This window comes from Janthinobacterium sp. (assembly GCF_031995485.1).
GTDB lineage: Bacteria > Pseudomonadota > Gammaproteobacteria > Burkholderiales > Burkholderiaceae_D > Janthinobacterium.
Genome location: NZ_DAMAGB010000004.1, coordinates 19911 through 34052 on the forward strand (window position 1 = coordinate 19911; position 14142 = coordinate 34052).

The following is a 14142-nucleotide window of genomic DNA, read 5'->3' on the forward strand; positions in this document are numbered from 1 at the left end:
AACATTATTGCGTGAGGATAGAATGCAAAAAGTAAGCTTTGATTTAACGTCCGAGTTCGTCGAGCTGAACCAGCTGCTCAAGCTGGTCGGCCTGTGCGACAGCGGTGGTGCGGGCAAGGTCATGGTCGACAGCGGCGTGGTGAAGGTCGATGGCAAGAAGGAATTGCGCAAGACCGCCAAGATCCGTGCCGGCCAGGTGGTCAGCGTGGCCGATATCCGCATTACCGTGGTGGCGCCGGCCTGACACCTTGCAAGCCGCTGTGTCCGCTACTCCTGTGTCAGATCAAAACCTGCCCGGCTGTATTGCCTATGTTTATATTGTTGCCATATATTCATCCACAAGCGGAAAGGGTTGCCATGGACAGTTCCGAACACGGCACGCGCAGCCAGGAGCGGCTGATCGCCGACTTGCGCCAGGTCATAGAAAATGCGGAAGATTTGCTGCGCAATACCGATAAATACACGAGCACCCTGTACCAGGGCGCGCGCGCCAAGCTGGAAGTGGCGCTGGTCGCGGCCACGGCCGAGCTGGCCCATTTTGAAGACGAGCAACTGACGCGCATGATGGAGGCGACCCTGGCCGCCAACGAACAGTGCCGCGACCAGACGGGCGAAGCACGCATCCTGCGCGCTTTTCAATAGCCGGCAGCCCGGGCGGGAGCGATGGCCGCCAGCACGCCATGCTCCAGCCAGCGCCGCAAGGTCCCGCCCAGATCGAACGCCTGCTCGAGTTCGAAGGCGGCGTCCAGCGCCGCACCAAAATTTTCACCGTTCATCAATTGCGACAACGCAGCATATTCCGCCGCGTCCAGCGCCAGCACGCGCGCCCGCCATTGCGGACGGCAGACCAGCAGATAACTTTTTCCTGCCATTTCTGGCGGAAACGCATGCCCCTCTGCCTGATGTGCCTGCCAGAGCGCCAGCACCTGCCAGCCGGACGCGATCAGGACGCAGGCCGGATGCAGGGCAAAGTGGCTCGCTTCCAGTTGCTCCGGCGCCAGGCCGGCCAGCGCCTCGGCCGGCAATCCGGCCGCGTCCGGCGCATAGTGGGCGCGGTGCAGCGCCCATTCCAGGCGCGCCATGTCGGGCAGATATGGCAGCTGCGCGGCGGGCGCAAAGGTGGCGAGGAAGGCGGCAAAACCATCGCCGAACTGGTTCAGGTCGGTATTGCCGGATGGATGCTGGCGGCCGTAGGCGCGCGCCAGGCCGGAAAAAAATTCTTCGCCGACCAGCGCCAGCACCACCGGATACGCCTGACCCAGCACGCGGCGCCAGGTGGCGACCAGGTTGCCGCGGTATAAGGACAACCGTTGCTCGGCCAGTTCACCACGGCACTGCTGGAGCGCAGCTTGCGCCTGCGCGGCATCGACCAGTGCGGCGGCAAACTCCTGCTGCCCGCGCGCCAGGCCTGCATCGACCGGCATGGCCGCGCCGGCAATCACCGCTCCCCGCCAGGGTTCGGCTGGCCGGTGCGCCCGCTGCATGGCGCGCGCCCGGTCCGCTTCGGCCAGCAGGATCTGTATCGCGGGCACATCGGTATCCCATTCGATCAGCGTGGGCAGGCGGCCGAAGCGCTGCAAGGCTGCCTCGTACAATGCCCAGACCGGTTCGGCCACGGCCGCGCCGTGGTGGTCGATCACGGCAAGCTCCGTCACCAGATGGCCGCCCAGATGCAGTTCGCCAACGCTGCCGACCGGAAGGTCGCGCAAGGCTGCCAGCGCATCTTCGCCGTGGTTGCATTGATTGACGTACAGGTTGTTAATGTCGAGCAGCAAGCCACAGCCGCTGCGGCGCGCCAGTTCGGCCAGGAACTGCGCTTCGCTCATGGCGTCTTCGTGAAACCGCAAGCAGGTGGATACGTTTTCCAGCAGGATCGGGCGTTTCAACGCGTCCTGCACCCGCCCTACCCTAGAGCACAGCAGGTCGAGCGCGGCTGCGTTCAGGCTCAATGGCAACAGATCATTGAACTGTTGCCCTGCCACCGCGCCCCAGGACAAATGTTCGGAGACCAGCGCCGGGGCAATGCGTTCGACCAGTTGCCGCACGCGTTCCAGATGCTGGTCGGAACAGCCCTGTGCCGACCCCAGCCCCAGCCCGACGCCATGCAGGCTGAGCGCGTAATCCTGGCGCAGGGTCTGCAGCACATGCCAGTCCCAGCCGGCGCAAGCCAGATAATTTTCGGTATGCACTTCCAGCCAGTCCACGCGGGGCCGGCGTTCGAGAAAGTCGCGGTAATGGCGCGCGCGCAGGCCGACGCCCACGCCGGCCAGCGCGTGGTCGGGGTGCAACATGTTGTCAGCCGTGGTGATTACCTGGCCGCTGCGGCTTTCTTGCCGGCCTTGACAGGTTTCAGTGTGCCGCCCGCCTGTTCGCACGTGCCTTTGGCAACATAGGCCCACTCGGTCGGCAGATTGTCGGTGGCGGCCTGGCCGGCGCACGAGTGAGCGCCGTCGGACGAGGCGCAGTCGTTCTGGCCGGCCTTGGCGACGCCATAGCATTTTTCCTTGTTGCCGGCGGCTGGCGCATCGTGTTCGGCAGCGTTGGCAACGGTGGTGGCGCAAAGACCAGCCAGGGCGGCGGCAACGAGGGCGTGGCGTGTGTTCATGGTGTTTCCTTCGTAAAATAAGCGGCAATAATCTGGCCCGCCGTGCTGCGGCGGCATGCATGACGCAATTCTACGCCGGGCAAGGCCCGGATGGGAACAGACAGCCAGCAGGCGGGCTCAACCCACCATTCAAGCCGCCGTCTTCAAGCCGTCGTGTTGATGCGGTTGCCCAGGTGCGAAGGCAGATTTGGTGCAGCCTGCGGCTGTGGCAGCGCTTCGATCAGCGCGGTGGCGGTCGAGCTCTGGATCTCCTGGGCTTTTTTCAGGACGGCCACGCCGACCGCCTGGCGGTTACCCGTCTCGGCCATCGTGGTTGACAGTTGGGCAATGCTTCCGACGTCCGACATACGTTTCTCCAATAAGGGGCTACCAGCTATAACGGACAACGGCGCGTATACTTTAGCTTAACTTCAGGCTTATTTTGCCAGCCGCTGCAATAACCAGCTTAGCACGCCAGCGCGATCATTCAAGTCCAGCCAGGCGACGCCGCTGCGCAGGTCATCCGGCGCCGGGCGATCCGAGGCCACGGCGATCACGTGCGGATCATGCGGATACAGGGGCGCCTGCCCCACTTCATGGCGAAACACTTCGAGCTTGGCAATGGGGTCGGTCTTGAAGCCCTCCACCAGGGTCAGGTCGGCCGGACCCATGCGGGCCAGCTGTTGCGTCAGTGTCGGCTCGGGCGCGCCGCGCAGTTCATGCACGATGGCAAAGCGGTACGGCGACGCCACCAGCACTTCGGCCGCGCCGGCCATGCGCAGGCGGGCGCTGTCCTTTTGCGGCGGCTCGAGCGCCAGGTCATGGTGGCTGTGCTTGATCAGGTTGACGCGCAAGCCGCGCGCCGCCATTTCCTGCACCACATACTCCAGCAAGGTGGTCTTGCCACTGCCGGAACGGCCGATCACGCCCAGCACCGGCTGCGCGGCTGCGGCAATTGCATTGTGCATCTGGTTTCCTTCCGTAAAGAGTGCCGTATTATAAGTGCCTGCCCCGCAGCTGGCCGCGCTCAGTAAGGTACGCGGTAGCGATAGCCCCTGAAGCTGAAAATGGCGGCCTTCGGCTGCAGCTTGTCGAGCACCAGGCCCGGCGCCACTTCCTCGCCTTCATGGCGCAGCACCTTGTCGATCAGCAGCAGGCGGTCGGCCGGATCTTTCGAATAGATATAGCCGCCGAGCGCGATGGCGGGAATCTGGCGCTGTATCGGCTCAGGCAAATCGCGCAGGCCGGGAATGATTTCCTCCACGGGAACGGCTGCCGGCACGGGTGCAGCGGGCACTGGCGCGGCCTTGGCGACCGGCGCCGGCGGCACGGGTGCCGGCTCTGGTACAGACACCGGGGCAGGAACAGGCCTGGCGATTACCGGCGCTGGTGCGGCGGCAATCACTGGCGCGGGAGCGGGAACCACAACGGGCGCTGCCACGACCGGCGCCGGCAACACGGCGGCCACCGGCGCTGGTACGGCTGCAGCAACCGGCGCGGCCACCGGCACGGCCACCGGCACCGCGGCCTGCCAGGGCTGCCACAGCCACAGCCCGATGGCCGCAATGCAGGCCGCTCCCAGACCCAGCCACAGCGGCAGGCGCCGGGCGCCGCCTGCAACCGGTGCTGGATGCAGTTGCACCTGCGGCGCATGGATCGATGGCAACTCGCCCAGCTGGCGCTCGGCTTGCGATTTTTTCAGTGCTTCGAGTATGTACGACATTATTTCCCCGCTACCGTGGCGGCCACGGCGGGTTGGGCCACGGCGGGAGCGGCGCCAGACAGGCGCGGCTCCGTGTTGTCGCCCAGTTGCATCAGGCGCATGAAAGTTTTCGGTCCTGCCAGGCCATCGGCCTTCAGGTTCTGGCTGTACTGGAACTCGCGCAGCAGGCGCTGCAAGTCCGCGTCCAGCGGCAGGTTGGCCGGCGGCAGCGGCAGGCCATGCAGCTGCGCCAGGCGCGCCGCCAGCCAGTCGACATCGGGGCCGCGTGCGCCCACCGGCACTTCGTCGCGCCAGTTGCGCGGCGCGCGCCAGAACGTGACAAAGCTGCCGTCGCTGTGCTGCGCCAGCTCGGCCACGGCCATCGTTTTGGCCTGTCCCGCGATCTGCACGCTGGCAATGTCTCCCTGCACGCCGGTCAGCAGCGCCAGCTGCTGCGCCCCGCCATCGCTGCGCACGCTCAGCATGGCGGGACGGTCGAGCACGCGCAGTTCGGCAATGCCGCCCCTGCTTTGCAGGCAGCGCAGGCCCGCGCGGGCCGCAGCCTGGCAAGCATCGCCTGCCGGTAATTGTTCACCCCACAACGCCGCCAGCTGGCGCAGCACGGCGTTGCGGTCGGGAACGATGACAGGCGCGGGTGCCATCGCCAGCGGTGCAGGAGATGGAACAGGCGCGGCAAGCGGCCTGGCGGCGGCGGCCACAGGGACGGCAGGGCCAGGCACCGGCATGAAATGCCAGGCCAGCGCACCGGTGACGAGCGCGCCGGCCAGCACGCCGCCGGCCACCAGCGGCCAGCGCAATGCGGCGCGTGGAGCGCGCGTGCCCTCCTCCGCAAATACTTCCTCGGCGGCGCGGCGCAGGATCTTGCGCGTTACCTGCGGCTGGTTTTCCACATAGGCGCCCAGCAGCGCGCGGTCGCACAGCAGGTTGATGCGGCGCGGCACGCCGTGGCTCAGCCTGTGGATCTGCGCCATCAGGCTGGGCCCGAACGGCGCGCGTGCCGTGCTGCCGGCCACGGCCAGCCGGTGGTGGATATAGCTGGCCGTCTCGTCTTCCGACAGGGAGCCCAGGTGATAGCGGGCAATCACGCGCTGCGCCAGCTGCTCCAGTTCGGGCCGCGCCAGCATGGTGCGCAATTCGGGCTGGCCGATCAGGATAATCTGCAGCAGCTTGCGCTCGCTCGTTTCCAGGTTGGTCAGCAGGCGCAATTGCTCGAGCACGGCGGCCGACAGGTTCTGCGCTTCGTCGATGATCAGCACATTGTTCCTGCCCTGCGCATGGCTGGCCAGCAGATGCACATTGATCGCATCGACATAGGTTTTCACGCTGGGGCTGCCAGGCGGCGGCGCGATGCGGAACTCTTCGCAGATCGACAGCAGCAGCTCTTCCACCGACAGCTTGGGGTTGAAGATATAGGCGAGCTGGCAATTGTCGGGGATCTGCTCCATGAAGCAGCGGCAGACGGTGGTCTTGCCGGCGCCGATTTCTCCCGTCAGCAGGACAAAGCCGCCGCCGCTGCCCACGCCGTACAGCAGGTGCGCCAGCGCTTCGCGATGGCGTTCGCTCATGAATAAATAGCGGGGATCGGGGGCGATCGAAAACGGCGATTGCTTGAGCTGGAAATAATGCGTGTACATGGAGACCCTGCGGATGGAACAATCAGTATGCGCGACACAGATAACAAAGACCGGGCGCTAGCGTGTTTGTGCGGGCGGCAATGGCTTGTACTTGGCGCAATAGACTTTTGCCTTGGTGCGAAAGTAGACAATTTTACTGCCAGGCTTGGAGCCGCGAACGGGAAACTTTGAATAATCGAGCCGGCCAAACGGCAGGCCGGACGCGGCGCGGATGGCCGGTTCCAGTTTTTCCGGCGTCGAATCGGCCACCACGCCCATGAACACCAGCGCGCTGGTGTCATCGCTGACAATCACGTCGGTGATGGGCGCACCCCACAGCACGGCGTCGGTGCGGAACCAGTAGGCGCCGCCTTCATGCTTGTAGGCAGGGCCGAACGCGGTCAGCAGATACGAGTAAAACGACTTGTTGTCGATATCGTCCAGGCACAGCACCGCATTGCCCACCACCTGCCCGAAGGTCGATGGCGGCGTCTTTTGCTGCGCGTGGGAAACCACCGCCGGCAGCAAGGCTGCCAGCAGCGCCAGCGACCGCCAGCGATGGTGAGGACGGCCAGCGCGCATGCTTAACGCTTGCGCTCTTCTTTCTTGACCTTCTTGGCTTCCTTTTTTTCCTTCATCGATTTCGCCGGTTCCTTCTTGGCTTCCTTCTTGCTGTCCTGTGCCTTGCTCATGGTGTACTCCGTGCTCTGGCGAGAATGCCTCAGGCATTATGACACTCCCCGCAGACAATGCGCGCAGTGCGCCATGAAAAAAGGCCGCGCATGGCGGCCCTTCATGTCACTTAATGCAAGCACAGGCGGCGCTTGGTCTTTTCGATCAGCGCCGTATCGTAGGGATACAGGTTTTCGATAAAGAACAGTTCCGTTTCCGCTTCGTCTTCCAGGCACATCGCGATCATCACTTCGCCATCGCTTGCGCGGCCGAGGAAATCCTTGGGCCAGCGGTTCTTGCGGTGCGTGCGCATCAGTTCCATGCCCAGCGCTGCCAGCGGCGCCGACACGCCGGCCGCCAGCGCCTCTTGCTGCCAGTCATCCCAATAATCTGCTGCCTTGTCGTTCATGTGTTCTTCCAGCTTGAATGTAAAAGGCGGACTGTACTCCGGACGGCCTGCGCTGCCAAGCATGCATTTAAGCAAGGCATAGCCGACGCCAGCAAAGTGGCCTCATGAATTGGACTTGAACAAGGCCATTTCAATACCATTCAACAAAAACACTAAAATCATTTAAAAACAAATACTTGCAACAAATATTCAGGGTTTGGATGAAAACCCTTCACACCATTTTACAATACCACTTAAATACCTGTTGACAAGCCCCTGGGCCAACCCTATAGTGCTTTCAGCTTTTTTCGCGGCCGCAATAAACAACATGGCGCGCGCCCTCAACCATAGCCGGACAGCACAACATGATCGAATACATACTCGGCGTCGACGGTGGCGGCAGCGGCACCCGCATCCGCTTGGCGCGGCCCGACGGGCAGGAACTGTCGCAGGGACAAAGCGGCCCGTCCGGCCTGGCGCATGGCGTCGAGCGCGCCTGGAGCGCGGTGGCGCATGCCGCCAGCCTGGCCTTCCGCACCGCCGGCCTGCCCCAGCCGCCGTTGCAGCAGATCGCCATCGGCCTGGGCCTGGCGGGCGTGCACAACAAGCTATGGGCTGCCAGCTTTCTCGAACACAATCCCGGCTACGCGCAGGTGGCGCTGGAATCCGATGCGCTGACCACCCTGCTGGGCGCGCACGGCGGCAACCCCGGCGCCATCGTGGCGATCGGTACCGGCAGCGTGGGCGAAGTGCTGCATGCGGACGGCAGCCGGCACGAAGTGGGCGGCTGGGGTTTTCCCTCGGGCGACGAAGCCGGCGGCGCCTGGATCGGCATGCGCGCCGTCAATCACGCGCAGCAGGTGGTCGACGGCCGCGTGTCCGGCAACGCCTTTGCCAGCGCCATCGTCGATGCCTGTGGCGGCCAGCGCGACGCCATGCAGGCCTGGCTGGCTGGCGCCACGCAAACCACGTATGCGCAACTGGCGCGCCTGGTGCTCGAGCATGGACCGTCCAACCCCACCGCGCTGGCCATTCTGACCGAGGCCGGGCGGCAGGTCGCGCTGATCGCCGGCGCGCTCGATCCGCAGGCCAGCCTGCCGGTGGCACTGTGCGGCGGCCTGGCCGCGCCCCTGTCGCCGTATCTGCCGGCCGACCTGCTGCAGCGCGTGGTGCCGGCGCAGGGCGACTCGGCGGCCGGCGGCCTGCGCCTGATCCTGCGCCACATGCATCAGCAAAAAGACAGCGCGCCATGCTGAGCAAACTGTCCGCCTTCAAGGCCGATCCGGACAGCGTCACGCCGCTGTACCTGCAAGTGGCGAACATGCTGTCGGACGGCATCGCAGGCGGCGAGTGGCGCGCCAACCAGGCCTTGCCTTCCGAGCGCGCATTGTCCGAACTGCTGGCCATTTCGCGCGTCACGGCGCGCAAGGCGATCGACATGTTGTGCGAGCGCGGCATGCTGACCAGGAAGCGCGGCTCGGGCACGTATATCACGCCGCGGCTGGAGCAGCCGCTGTCGCGCCTGACCAGCTTTTCGGAGGAACTGCGCCAGCGCGGCTTCACGGCCGGCTCGCGCTGGCTGCAGCGCGATATCGGCGCGGCCGCGCCGCTGGAACTGCTGTCGCTGGGCCTGTCGCCGCATATGCCGGTGGCGCGGCTGCGGCGCCTGCGCACCGCCGACGACGTGGTGATGGCGATCGAAACGACCACCATCCCGGTGCTGTACATGCCCGACCCGCAGCAGGTCAGCGATTCGCTGTACGGCTACCTGGAGTCGCGCGGCACCATCCCGATGCGCGCGCTGCAGCACATCCGCGCCGTCAACGCCAGCGCGGAACAGGCCAGGCTGGCCCATATCAAGGAGGGTGAAGCCATGTTGCATATCACCCGAGTCAGTTATCTCGACAACGGCGCGGCGGTGGAACTGACCCACTCGTATTGCCGCAGTGATTATTATGAATTCGTAGCGGAGTCTCGCAGATGAGCAGCACTATCCAAGGCAATATCCTGACCCCCGGCGGCTGGATCCACGGCGCCATCGCCTTTGGCGAACGCGTGGACGGCATCGAGGGCAGCTCGACCCATCCGTCGCAGAACGGCGACGACTATATCCTGCCCGGCTTTATCGACCTGCACGTGCACGGCGGAGCTGGTCACGACATCATGGAAGGCGGCGACGCGGTCTACAAGATTGCCGCCATCCATGCGCGCCACGGCACCACCAGCCTGCTGGCCACCACCATGACGGCGCCGCCCGAAGACATCGACATGGCCTTGAGCGCCATCGGCGTGGCGGCACAGCACCGCCGGCCGAACACCGCGCGCGTGCTGGGCGCCCACCTGGAAGGCCCGTACATCAATTCCGGCAAGCTGGGCGCGCAGCCGAACTACGCGCGCGCCGCCACCCTGGCCGAGATCGAACGGCTGCAGACGCTGGCAAAACTGCGCGTGATCACGGTGGCGCCGGAAATCGCCGGCCACCTGGACCTGGTGCGCCAGCTGGCCGACGCCGGCGTGCGCGTGCAGATCGGCCACACGCTGGGCTCCTATGAAGATGGGGTAGCCGCGCTGGAACACGGCGCCTCCGGTTTTACCCACCTGTTCAACGCCATGAGTGGCCTGCACCACCGCGAGCCAGGCATGGTGGGCGCCGCGCTGGCCCACGCCGACTATGCGGAACTGATTCCCGACCTGCTGCACGTGCACCCGGGCGCCATCAAGACGGCGCTGCGCGCGATCCCGCATTTGTACTGCGTTACCGATTCGACCGCCGCCACCGGCATGCCGGACGGCGAATACATGCTGGGCCGCCACGCCGTGCAGAAATGCATGGGCGGCGTGCGCCTGCCCGACGGCACGCTGGCCGGCAGCACATTGACCCTCGACCAGGCGCTGCGCAACCTGGTGGGACTGGGGCTGGATCTGGCCGACGCGTCGCGCCGCGTGTCGACCAATGCCGCCGATTACCTGGGCCTGGAAGAACGCGGCCGGCTGGCCCCCGGCGCCTACGCCGATCTGGTGGTACTCGATCGCGATCTCAAACTCAAAGCCGTTTATATAGAAGGAGAACTCTGTGACCTCAAAGATGCTTGAAGAAGCCGTTTCCGCCGCCGAATGCGTCGCCCTGCAACTGGCCAGCGACGGCGAGCGCTACGCGGAACTGGGCCGCAAATTGAGGAGCACCGCGTTCTCCACCGCGCTCACCATTGCGCGCGGCAGCTCGGACCATGCCTGCGGCTATGTCGCTTACCTGATCATGGCGCGCCTTGGCCGCGTGGTGGCGTCCCTGCCGATGTCGCTGGTGACGCTCAACAAATCGCCGCTGAAAACGCGCGACACGCTGGCCATCTCGATCTCGCAATCGGGCCAGAGCCCGGACGTGGTCGAGCCGATCCGTTACTTCCGCGACGGCGGCGCCACCACCGTGGCGCTGGTCAACGATATCGATTCGCCCCTGGCGCACGCGGCCGAATGGGCGATGCCGCTGCGCGCCGGCAAGGAGCACAGCGTGGCCGCCACCAAGAGCTTCATTACCAGCCTGGTGGCCGGCGCGCGCATGGTGGCGCAGTGGCAGAACGATCCCGAGCTGCTGGCCGGCCTGGAAGCGCTGCCCGAAGCGCTGCGCGACGCCACCCGCATCGACTGGTCGCCGGCCGTCGAAGTCCTGGCGCCGGCGCGCAATATCATGGTGGTCGGACGCGGCATCAGTTTTCCCGTGGCGCTGGAAGCGGCGCTGAAATTCAAGGAGACCTCGGCCCTGCAGGCCGAAGCGTTCAGCGGCGCCGAAATCAAGCACGGCCCGATGGCGCTGATCGAGGAAGGCTATCCATTGCTGATCTTCGCCACGCGCGGCCCGGCCCAGGCCGGCCTGCTGCAACTGGCGCATGAAATGCGCGGACGCGGCGCGAAAGTGCTGCTGGCGGCGCCGAACGACGTGGCCGAGCGCGACCTGACCCTGCCGGTGTCGGCCACGCCGGACCTCGACCCGATCGTCGCCATCCAGTCCTTCTACGTGATGGCGGCCCAACTGGCGGCCGCGCGCGGCATGGACCCGGATGCGCCACGGCATTTGAGCAAGGTTACAAAAACAAACTAGGCAACATCCAACCCAAGGGCAGAAACCGGGGTCGGACCCTGAGGGTCCGACCCCGGCCTTTGCGGGGTTCAGTGGCCAGGATAATAATAATGATCAAGAGACTGTTGGCAGCATGGACATGCGCGGCCCTGCTGACGCCGCACGTCCACGCCGTGGAAAATATCGAATTCTGGACCTTCAGCATGAAGCCCAAGTTCACGCCGTATTTCAATGGCGTGGTGGCGCGCTATGAGGCGCAAAATCCGGGCGTGAAAATCGAGTGGATCGATTTTCCATGGGACGTGATCCAGACCAAGCTGGTCACGCGCATCGTGGCCGGCACGCCGCCGGCGCTGGTCAGCCTGAACGTGCCGTGGGCCGACGAATACGCGCGCGACGGCCTGCTCACACCCGTCGATGGCCTGCTCGGCGAGGCGCGCGCAAGCTATCTGCCGGCGGCGCTGGCCGACCTGCGCTTCAATGGCCGCACCTACGGTTTTCCGATGTACAGCAACGTGGCGGTGATCGCTTTCAATACCGCCATTTTCAGGCAGGCAGGGCTCACGCGCGGCCCGGCCAGCCTCGATGAACAGCTGGCGTTTGCGCGCCAGATCGCGCAGAAGACCGGCAAGGCGGGGCTGGCGCCGGCACTGTCGAAAATCGACGGCCTGTTCATGCAGCAGGGGCTGGCCGTGATGGCCGACAACCGCGCCGTGTTCAATTCGCCGCGGCATGTGGCGCTGGTACAGAAACTGGCCGACACGTACAAGGTGGGCGGCCTGCTGAAGGAAAGCCTGTTCGCCGAGGATAATTTCCCGGCCGTGATCGACGCCTACAAGGGCGGGCGCCTGGGCATGCTGCTGGCGCCGCCAACAGCCATGCAGCGCATCCGCAGCGATGCGAAAGACATCTACGCCATCACCGACGTGGCGCCCGCGCCGCTGGGGCCGACCGGCATTGCCGATGGCGGCTGGCTGGTGCATTTCGCGATTCCGAAAGGCGTGCCGGCGCGCCGGCTGCCGGCCGTCGGCAGGTTCGCGCGCTTTCTGACCAATGACGGCAACCAGCTGGCGTTCGCGCGCCAGGCCAGCGTGTTTCCCACCACCGTGAAAGCGGCCAGCGACCCGTTTTTCCTGTCCACGCCAGCGCACGCCGGCGCCGCCGAGAAAGCCGTGGCCGCCGGCGCGCTGTCGATGCATCACTCGCGCACGCTGTATGTGGCCGGCATCGACGACTATGACGAATTGCGCCGCTCGCTGGTGAAAGCCGTCGAGGCGGGCGTCACCGGCAAGCAGGACGTGCGGCAGGCGCTGGACCAGGCGGTGGCCATCTGGAACCGCAAGCTCGCTACCCTGCCCCGCCACGGAGCACCGCGATGACGCCGTCCGGCCGCCGCAGCTTGCAAGCCTGGCTGTTCCTGGCGCCCGCGCTGGTGCTGCTGGCCGCCTTTTCGTTCTGGCCGGTCGGCTATGGTTCCGTGCTGGCGTTTACCGACTACAGCCTGATACGCGAGACGCGCTTTGTCGGCCTGGACAACTTTCGCTATATCTTCAATAACGAAATGTTCGTCACCGGCCTGCAAAATTCGCTGGTGTTTTTGCTGATGGTGCCCTTCGTGCAGGTGGGCGCCATCGTGCTGGCCGTGCTGGTGAATAACCGCCTGCCCGGCATCCGCCTGTTTCGCGCCGCCTTCTATGTGCCGGTGGTGACCACCGTGTCCGTGGTCGGCATCATGTGGGGCTTCATGTTCCACGAACAGGGCGCGCTCAATTACGTGATGATGACCTTGAAACTGGTGCACGCGCCGGTGGGCTGGCTCAGCAACGACAGCCTGGCGCTGTTTGCCGTGATGTTCGTCACGCTGTGGCGCGGCCTGGGCTGGTACATGGTGATGTACCTGGCGGCGCTGCAGGCTATCCCGTCGGACATGCAGGAAGCGGCGATGCTCGATGGCGCCAGCCGCTGGCAGCGCTTCTGGAAAATTACCGTGCCGATGCTGCGCCCCACCATCATGCTGTGCACGATATTGTCGGTGCTGGCGGCGCTGAAGGCCTACCAGGAAGTCGATGTGCTGACCCAGGGCGGGCCGATGAATTCCACCTTCACCGCGCTGTACTACGCCTACGACCAGGGCCTGAAACACCTGAAGCTGCCGCGCGCGCTGGCGGCCAGCCTTGTCGTGTCGCTGCTGTGCATCGCCATCGCGCTGCTCTGCCTGCGCTACCTGAAACCGAAGCACCGCTGAGATGGGAGCGACCTTGAAAAAACGTTTGCAGATGGTCGGCCACTACGGCGTGCTGTGCGCGATCGCCGTCGTCTGCGTGTTTCCGTTCTGGTGGACGCTGGTGACCGCGATTTCCACCGAAGGCAATATCTTTGCCTTTCCGCCGACCTTCTGGCCAAAGTCGCCGTCGCTGGAGAACTTTGCCGAGGTGTTCGCGGCGATCCCGATCTGGTCGTTCTTCAAGAATTCCGTGCTGATCGCCGTATTGACCGTGTTCTGGAAGCTGGCACTATGCTCGATGGCCGCCTATCCGCTGGCGCGGCTGAAATTCCGCGGCCGCAAGCTGGTGTTCGGCCTGATCCTGGCCACGCTGGTGCTGCCGTCCGAGGTCAACTTCCTGGTCAACTTCATCACCATCACGCAGTTAAGCCTGGTCGACACCTACACCGGCGTGATCCTGCCCAATGTGGTCACCGCCGTGGCCATCCTGCTGCTCAAGCAGGCCTTCGAGGAAGTGCCGCAGGACCTGATCGATGCGGCGCGCGTCGATGGCGCATCCGAGTGGGTGATCTTCAGCCGCATCATGCTGCCATTGATTACGCCATGGCTGGCGACGGTCGGCATTCTGACGGCCGTCGAATCGTGGAATGAATATATCTGGCCCTCGATCGTGATGAGCAAGCCCGATGAATTCCCGCTGTCGGTGGGCGTGCTGTACTTGCGCGGCACCTTTGGCAGCAGCACGCGCGTGGTCGCCGCCGGCACCTTGATCACCATCGTGCCGACCCTGCTGGCGTTCCTGTTTACCCAGCGCTTCTTCATGCGCGGCATGGACGGCGCCGTCAAATGAACAACTTGCATAC

17 protein-coding genes are annotated in these 14142 nt (G+C 65.0%); 9 read left to right on the forward strand and 8 right to left on the reverse strand.

The annotated features are described in order from the left end of the window. Window positions 1–22: 22 nt before the first annotated feature. Both RTQ46_RS04250 and RTQ46_RS04255 read left to right on the forward strand, forming a co-directional pair. Window positions 23–244 carry an RNA-binding S4 domain-containing protein gene (locus RTQ46_RS04250; protein WP_065308061.1) on the forward strand — a complete coding sequence of 74 codons (222 nt, stop codon included), beginning with the start codon at window positions 23–25 and terminating at the stop codon, window positions 242–244. A gap of 113 nt (window positions 245–357) precedes the next feature. After that, window positions 358–642 (forward strand): hypothetical protein, encoded by a 285-nt coding sequence (locus RTQ46_RS04255; RefSeq protein ID WP_312434806.1) that lies wholly within the window; start codon window positions 358–360, stop codon window positions 640–642. On the opposite strand, the gene RTQ46_RS04260 is transcribed toward RTQ46_RS04255, so the two are convergent. From RTQ46_RS04260 to RTQ46_RS04295, 8 genes are all read right to left on the reverse strand, one after another. Beyond that, window positions 636–2291 (reverse strand): DUF692 family multinuclear iron-containing protein, encoded by a 1656-nt coding sequence (locus tag RTQ46_RS04260; RefSeq protein WP_312434807.1) that lies wholly within the window; start codon window positions 2289–2291, stop codon window positions 636–638. The two genes, RTQ46_RS04255 and RTQ46_RS04260, sit on opposite strands and share 7 nt — an antisense overlap. Window positions 2292–2308: 17 nt before the next feature. Then, window positions 2309–2605, reverse strand: coding sequence for a DUF2282 domain-containing protein (locus RTQ46_RS04265; RefSeq protein ID WP_312434808.1), 297 nt, complete (start codon window positions 2603–2605; stop codon window positions 2309–2311). A gap of 143 nt (window positions 2606–2748) precedes the next feature. Next, on the reverse strand, window positions 2749–2952 hold the full coding sequence (locus tag RTQ46_RS04270) for a YjfB family protein (protein ID WP_312434809.1): 204 nt from the start codon (window positions 2950–2952) through the stop codon (window positions 2749–2751). A 69-nt stretch (window positions 2953–3021) separates the two neighbouring features. Further along, a complete protein-coding gene (gene mobB / locus RTQ46_RS04275; protein ID WP_312434810.1) occupies window positions 3022–3552 on the reverse strand; it encodes a molybdopterin-guanine dinucleotide biosynthesis protein B in 531 nt (176 codons plus the stop codon). 59 nt (window positions 3553–3611) lie between these two features. Continuing rightward, on the reverse strand, window positions 3612–4307 hold the full coding sequence (locus RTQ46_RS04280; protein ID WP_312434811.1) for a general secretion pathway protein GspB: 696 nt from the start codon (window positions 4305–4307) through the stop codon (window positions 3612–3614). Further along, window positions 4307–5941: an ExeA family protein gene (locus tag RTQ46_RS04285; protein WP_312434812.1), complete on the reverse strand. Its 1635-nt coding sequence runs from the start codon at window positions 5939–5941 to the stop codon at window positions 4307–4309. Before RTQ46_RS04285 ends, RTQ46_RS04280 begins: the two co-directional genes overlap by 1 nt. A 57-nt stretch (window positions 5942–5998) precedes the next feature. Next, window positions 5999–6502 carry a hypothetical protein gene (locus RTQ46_RS04290; RefSeq protein WP_312434813.1) on the reverse strand — a complete coding sequence of 168 codons (504 nt, stop codon included), beginning with the start codon at window positions 6500–6502 and terminating at the stop codon, window positions 5999–6001. Between the two features lie 220 nt (window positions 6503–6722). Further along, window positions 6723–7001, reverse strand: coding sequence for a hypothetical protein (locus tag RTQ46_RS04295; RefSeq protein ID WP_312434814.1), 279 nt, complete (start codon window positions 6999–7001; stop codon window positions 6723–6725). Between the two features lie 344 nt (window positions 7002–7345). Here RTQ46_RS04295 and RTQ46_RS04300 point away from each other — a divergent pair, with 344 nt between their 5' ends. The 7 genes from RTQ46_RS04300 to RTQ46_RS04330 all read left to right on the forward strand — a co-directional run bounded on the left by RTQ46_RS04300 (window position 7346) and on the right by RTQ46_RS04330 (window position 14129). Then, entirely contained in the window at window positions 7346–8236 is an 891-nt protein-coding gene (locus RTQ46_RS04300; protein WP_312434815.1) for a BadF/BadG/BcrA/BcrD ATPase family protein, read from the forward strand. Continuing rightward, window positions 8230–8964, forward strand: coding sequence for a GntR family transcriptional regulator (locus RTQ46_RS04305; protein WP_312434816.1), 735 nt, complete (start codon window positions 8230–8232; stop codon window positions 8962–8964). The genes RTQ46_RS04300 and RTQ46_RS04305 overlap by 7 nt, the downstream gene beginning before the upstream one ends. Then, window positions 8961–10073 carry an N-acetylglucosamine-6-phosphate deacetylase gene (gene nagA, locus RTQ46_RS04310; RefSeq protein ID WP_312434818.1) on the forward strand — a complete coding sequence of 371 codons (1113 nt, stop codon included), beginning with the start codon at window positions 8961–8963 and terminating at the stop codon, window positions 10071–10073. Before RTQ46_RS04305 ends, nagA begins: the two co-directional genes overlap by 4 nt. Beyond that, the gene (locus RTQ46_RS04315; protein WP_312435009.1) at window positions 10066–11076 is read left to right on the forward strand and encodes an SIS domain-containing protein; all 1011 of its coding nucleotides are present in this window, start codon (window positions 10066–10068) and stop codon (window positions 11074–11076) included. The genes nagA and RTQ46_RS04315 overlap by 8 nt, the downstream gene beginning before the upstream one ends. Before the next feature lie 89 nt (window positions 11077–11165). Continuing rightward, window positions 11166–12434 carry an extracellular solute-binding protein gene (locus RTQ46_RS04320; RefSeq protein WP_312434819.1) on the forward strand — a complete coding sequence of 423 codons (1269 nt, stop codon included), beginning with the start codon at window positions 11166–11168 and terminating at the stop codon, window positions 12432–12434. Further along, on the forward strand, window positions 12431–13300 hold the full coding sequence (locus RTQ46_RS04325) for a sugar ABC transporter permease (protein WP_312434820.1): 870 nt from the start codon (window positions 12431–12433) through the stop codon (window positions 13298–13300). Before RTQ46_RS04320 ends, RTQ46_RS04325 begins: the two co-directional genes overlap by 4 nt. A gap of 13 nt (window positions 13301–13313) precedes the next feature. Continuing rightward, window positions 13314–14129 carry a carbohydrate ABC transporter permease gene (locus RTQ46_RS04330; RefSeq protein WP_312434821.1) on the forward strand — a complete coding sequence of 272 codons (816 nt, stop codon included), beginning with the start codon at window positions 13314–13316 and terminating at the stop codon, window positions 14127–14129. The last annotated feature ends 13 nt before the right edge of the window (window positions 14130–14142 follow it).

Bases quoted from the DNA above. Each gene is read 5' to 3' on its own strand.
- RTQ46_RS04250 (WP_065308061.1), top strand. From the start codon at position 23: ATGCAAAAAGTAAGCTTTGATTTAACGTCCGAGTTCGTCGAGCTGAAC.
- RTQ46_RS04255 (WP_312434806.1), top strand. From the start codon at position 358: ATGGACAGTTCCGAACACGGCACGCGCAGCCAGGAGCGGCTGATCGCC.
- RTQ46_RS04260 (WP_312434807.1), bottom strand. From the start codon at position 2,291: ATGTTGCACCCCGACCACGCGCTGGCCGGCGTGGGCGTCGGCCTGCGC.
- RTQ46_RS04265 (WP_312434808.1), bottom strand. From the start codon at position 2,605: ATGAACACACGCCACGCCCTCGTTGCCGCCGCCCTGGCTGGTCTTTGC.
- RTQ46_RS04270 (WP_312434809.1), bottom strand. From the start codon at position 2,952: ATGTCGGACGTCGGAAGCATTGCCCAACTGTCAACCACGATGGCCGAG.
- mobB (WP_312434810.1), bottom strand. From the start codon at position 3,552: ATGCACAATGCAATTGCCGCAGCCGCGCAGCCGGTGCTGGGCGTGATC.
- RTQ46_RS04280 (WP_312434811.1), bottom strand. From the start codon at position 4,307: ATGTCGTACATACTCGAAGCACTGAAAAAATCGCAAGCCGAGCGCCAG.
- RTQ46_RS04285 (WP_312434812.1), bottom strand. From the start codon at position 5,941: ATGTACACGCATTATTTCCAGCTCAAGCAATCGCCGTTTTCGATCGCC.
- RTQ46_RS04290 (WP_312434813.1), bottom strand. From the start codon at position 6,502: ATGCGCGCTGGCCGTCCTCACCATCGCTGGCGGTCGCTGGCGCTGCTG.
- RTQ46_RS04295 (WP_312434814.1), bottom strand. From the start codon at position 7,001: ATGAACGACAAGGCAGCAGATTATTGGGATGACTGGCAGCAAGAGGCG.
- RTQ46_RS04300 (WP_312434815.1), top strand. From the start codon at position 7,346: ATGATCGAATACATACTCGGCGTCGACGGTGGCGGCAGCGGCACCCGC.
- RTQ46_RS04305 (WP_312434816.1), top strand. From the start codon at position 8,230: ATGCTGAGCAAACTGTCCGCCTTCAAGGCCGATCCGGACAGCGTCACG.
- nagA (WP_312434818.1), top strand. From the start codon at position 8,961: ATGAGCAGCACTATCCAAGGCAATATCCTGACCCCCGGCGGCTGGATC.
- RTQ46_RS04315 (WP_312435009.1), top strand. From the start codon at position 10,066: ATGCTTGAAGAAGCCGTTTCCGCCGCCGAATGCGTCGCCCTGCAACTG.
- RTQ46_RS04320 (WP_312434819.1), top strand. From the start codon at position 11,166: ATGATCAAGAGACTGTTGGCAGCATGGACATGCGCGGCCCTGCTGACG.
- RTQ46_RS04325 (WP_312434820.1), top strand. From the start codon at position 12,431: ATGACGCCGTCCGGCCGCCGCAGCTTGCAAGCCTGGCTGTTCCTGGCG.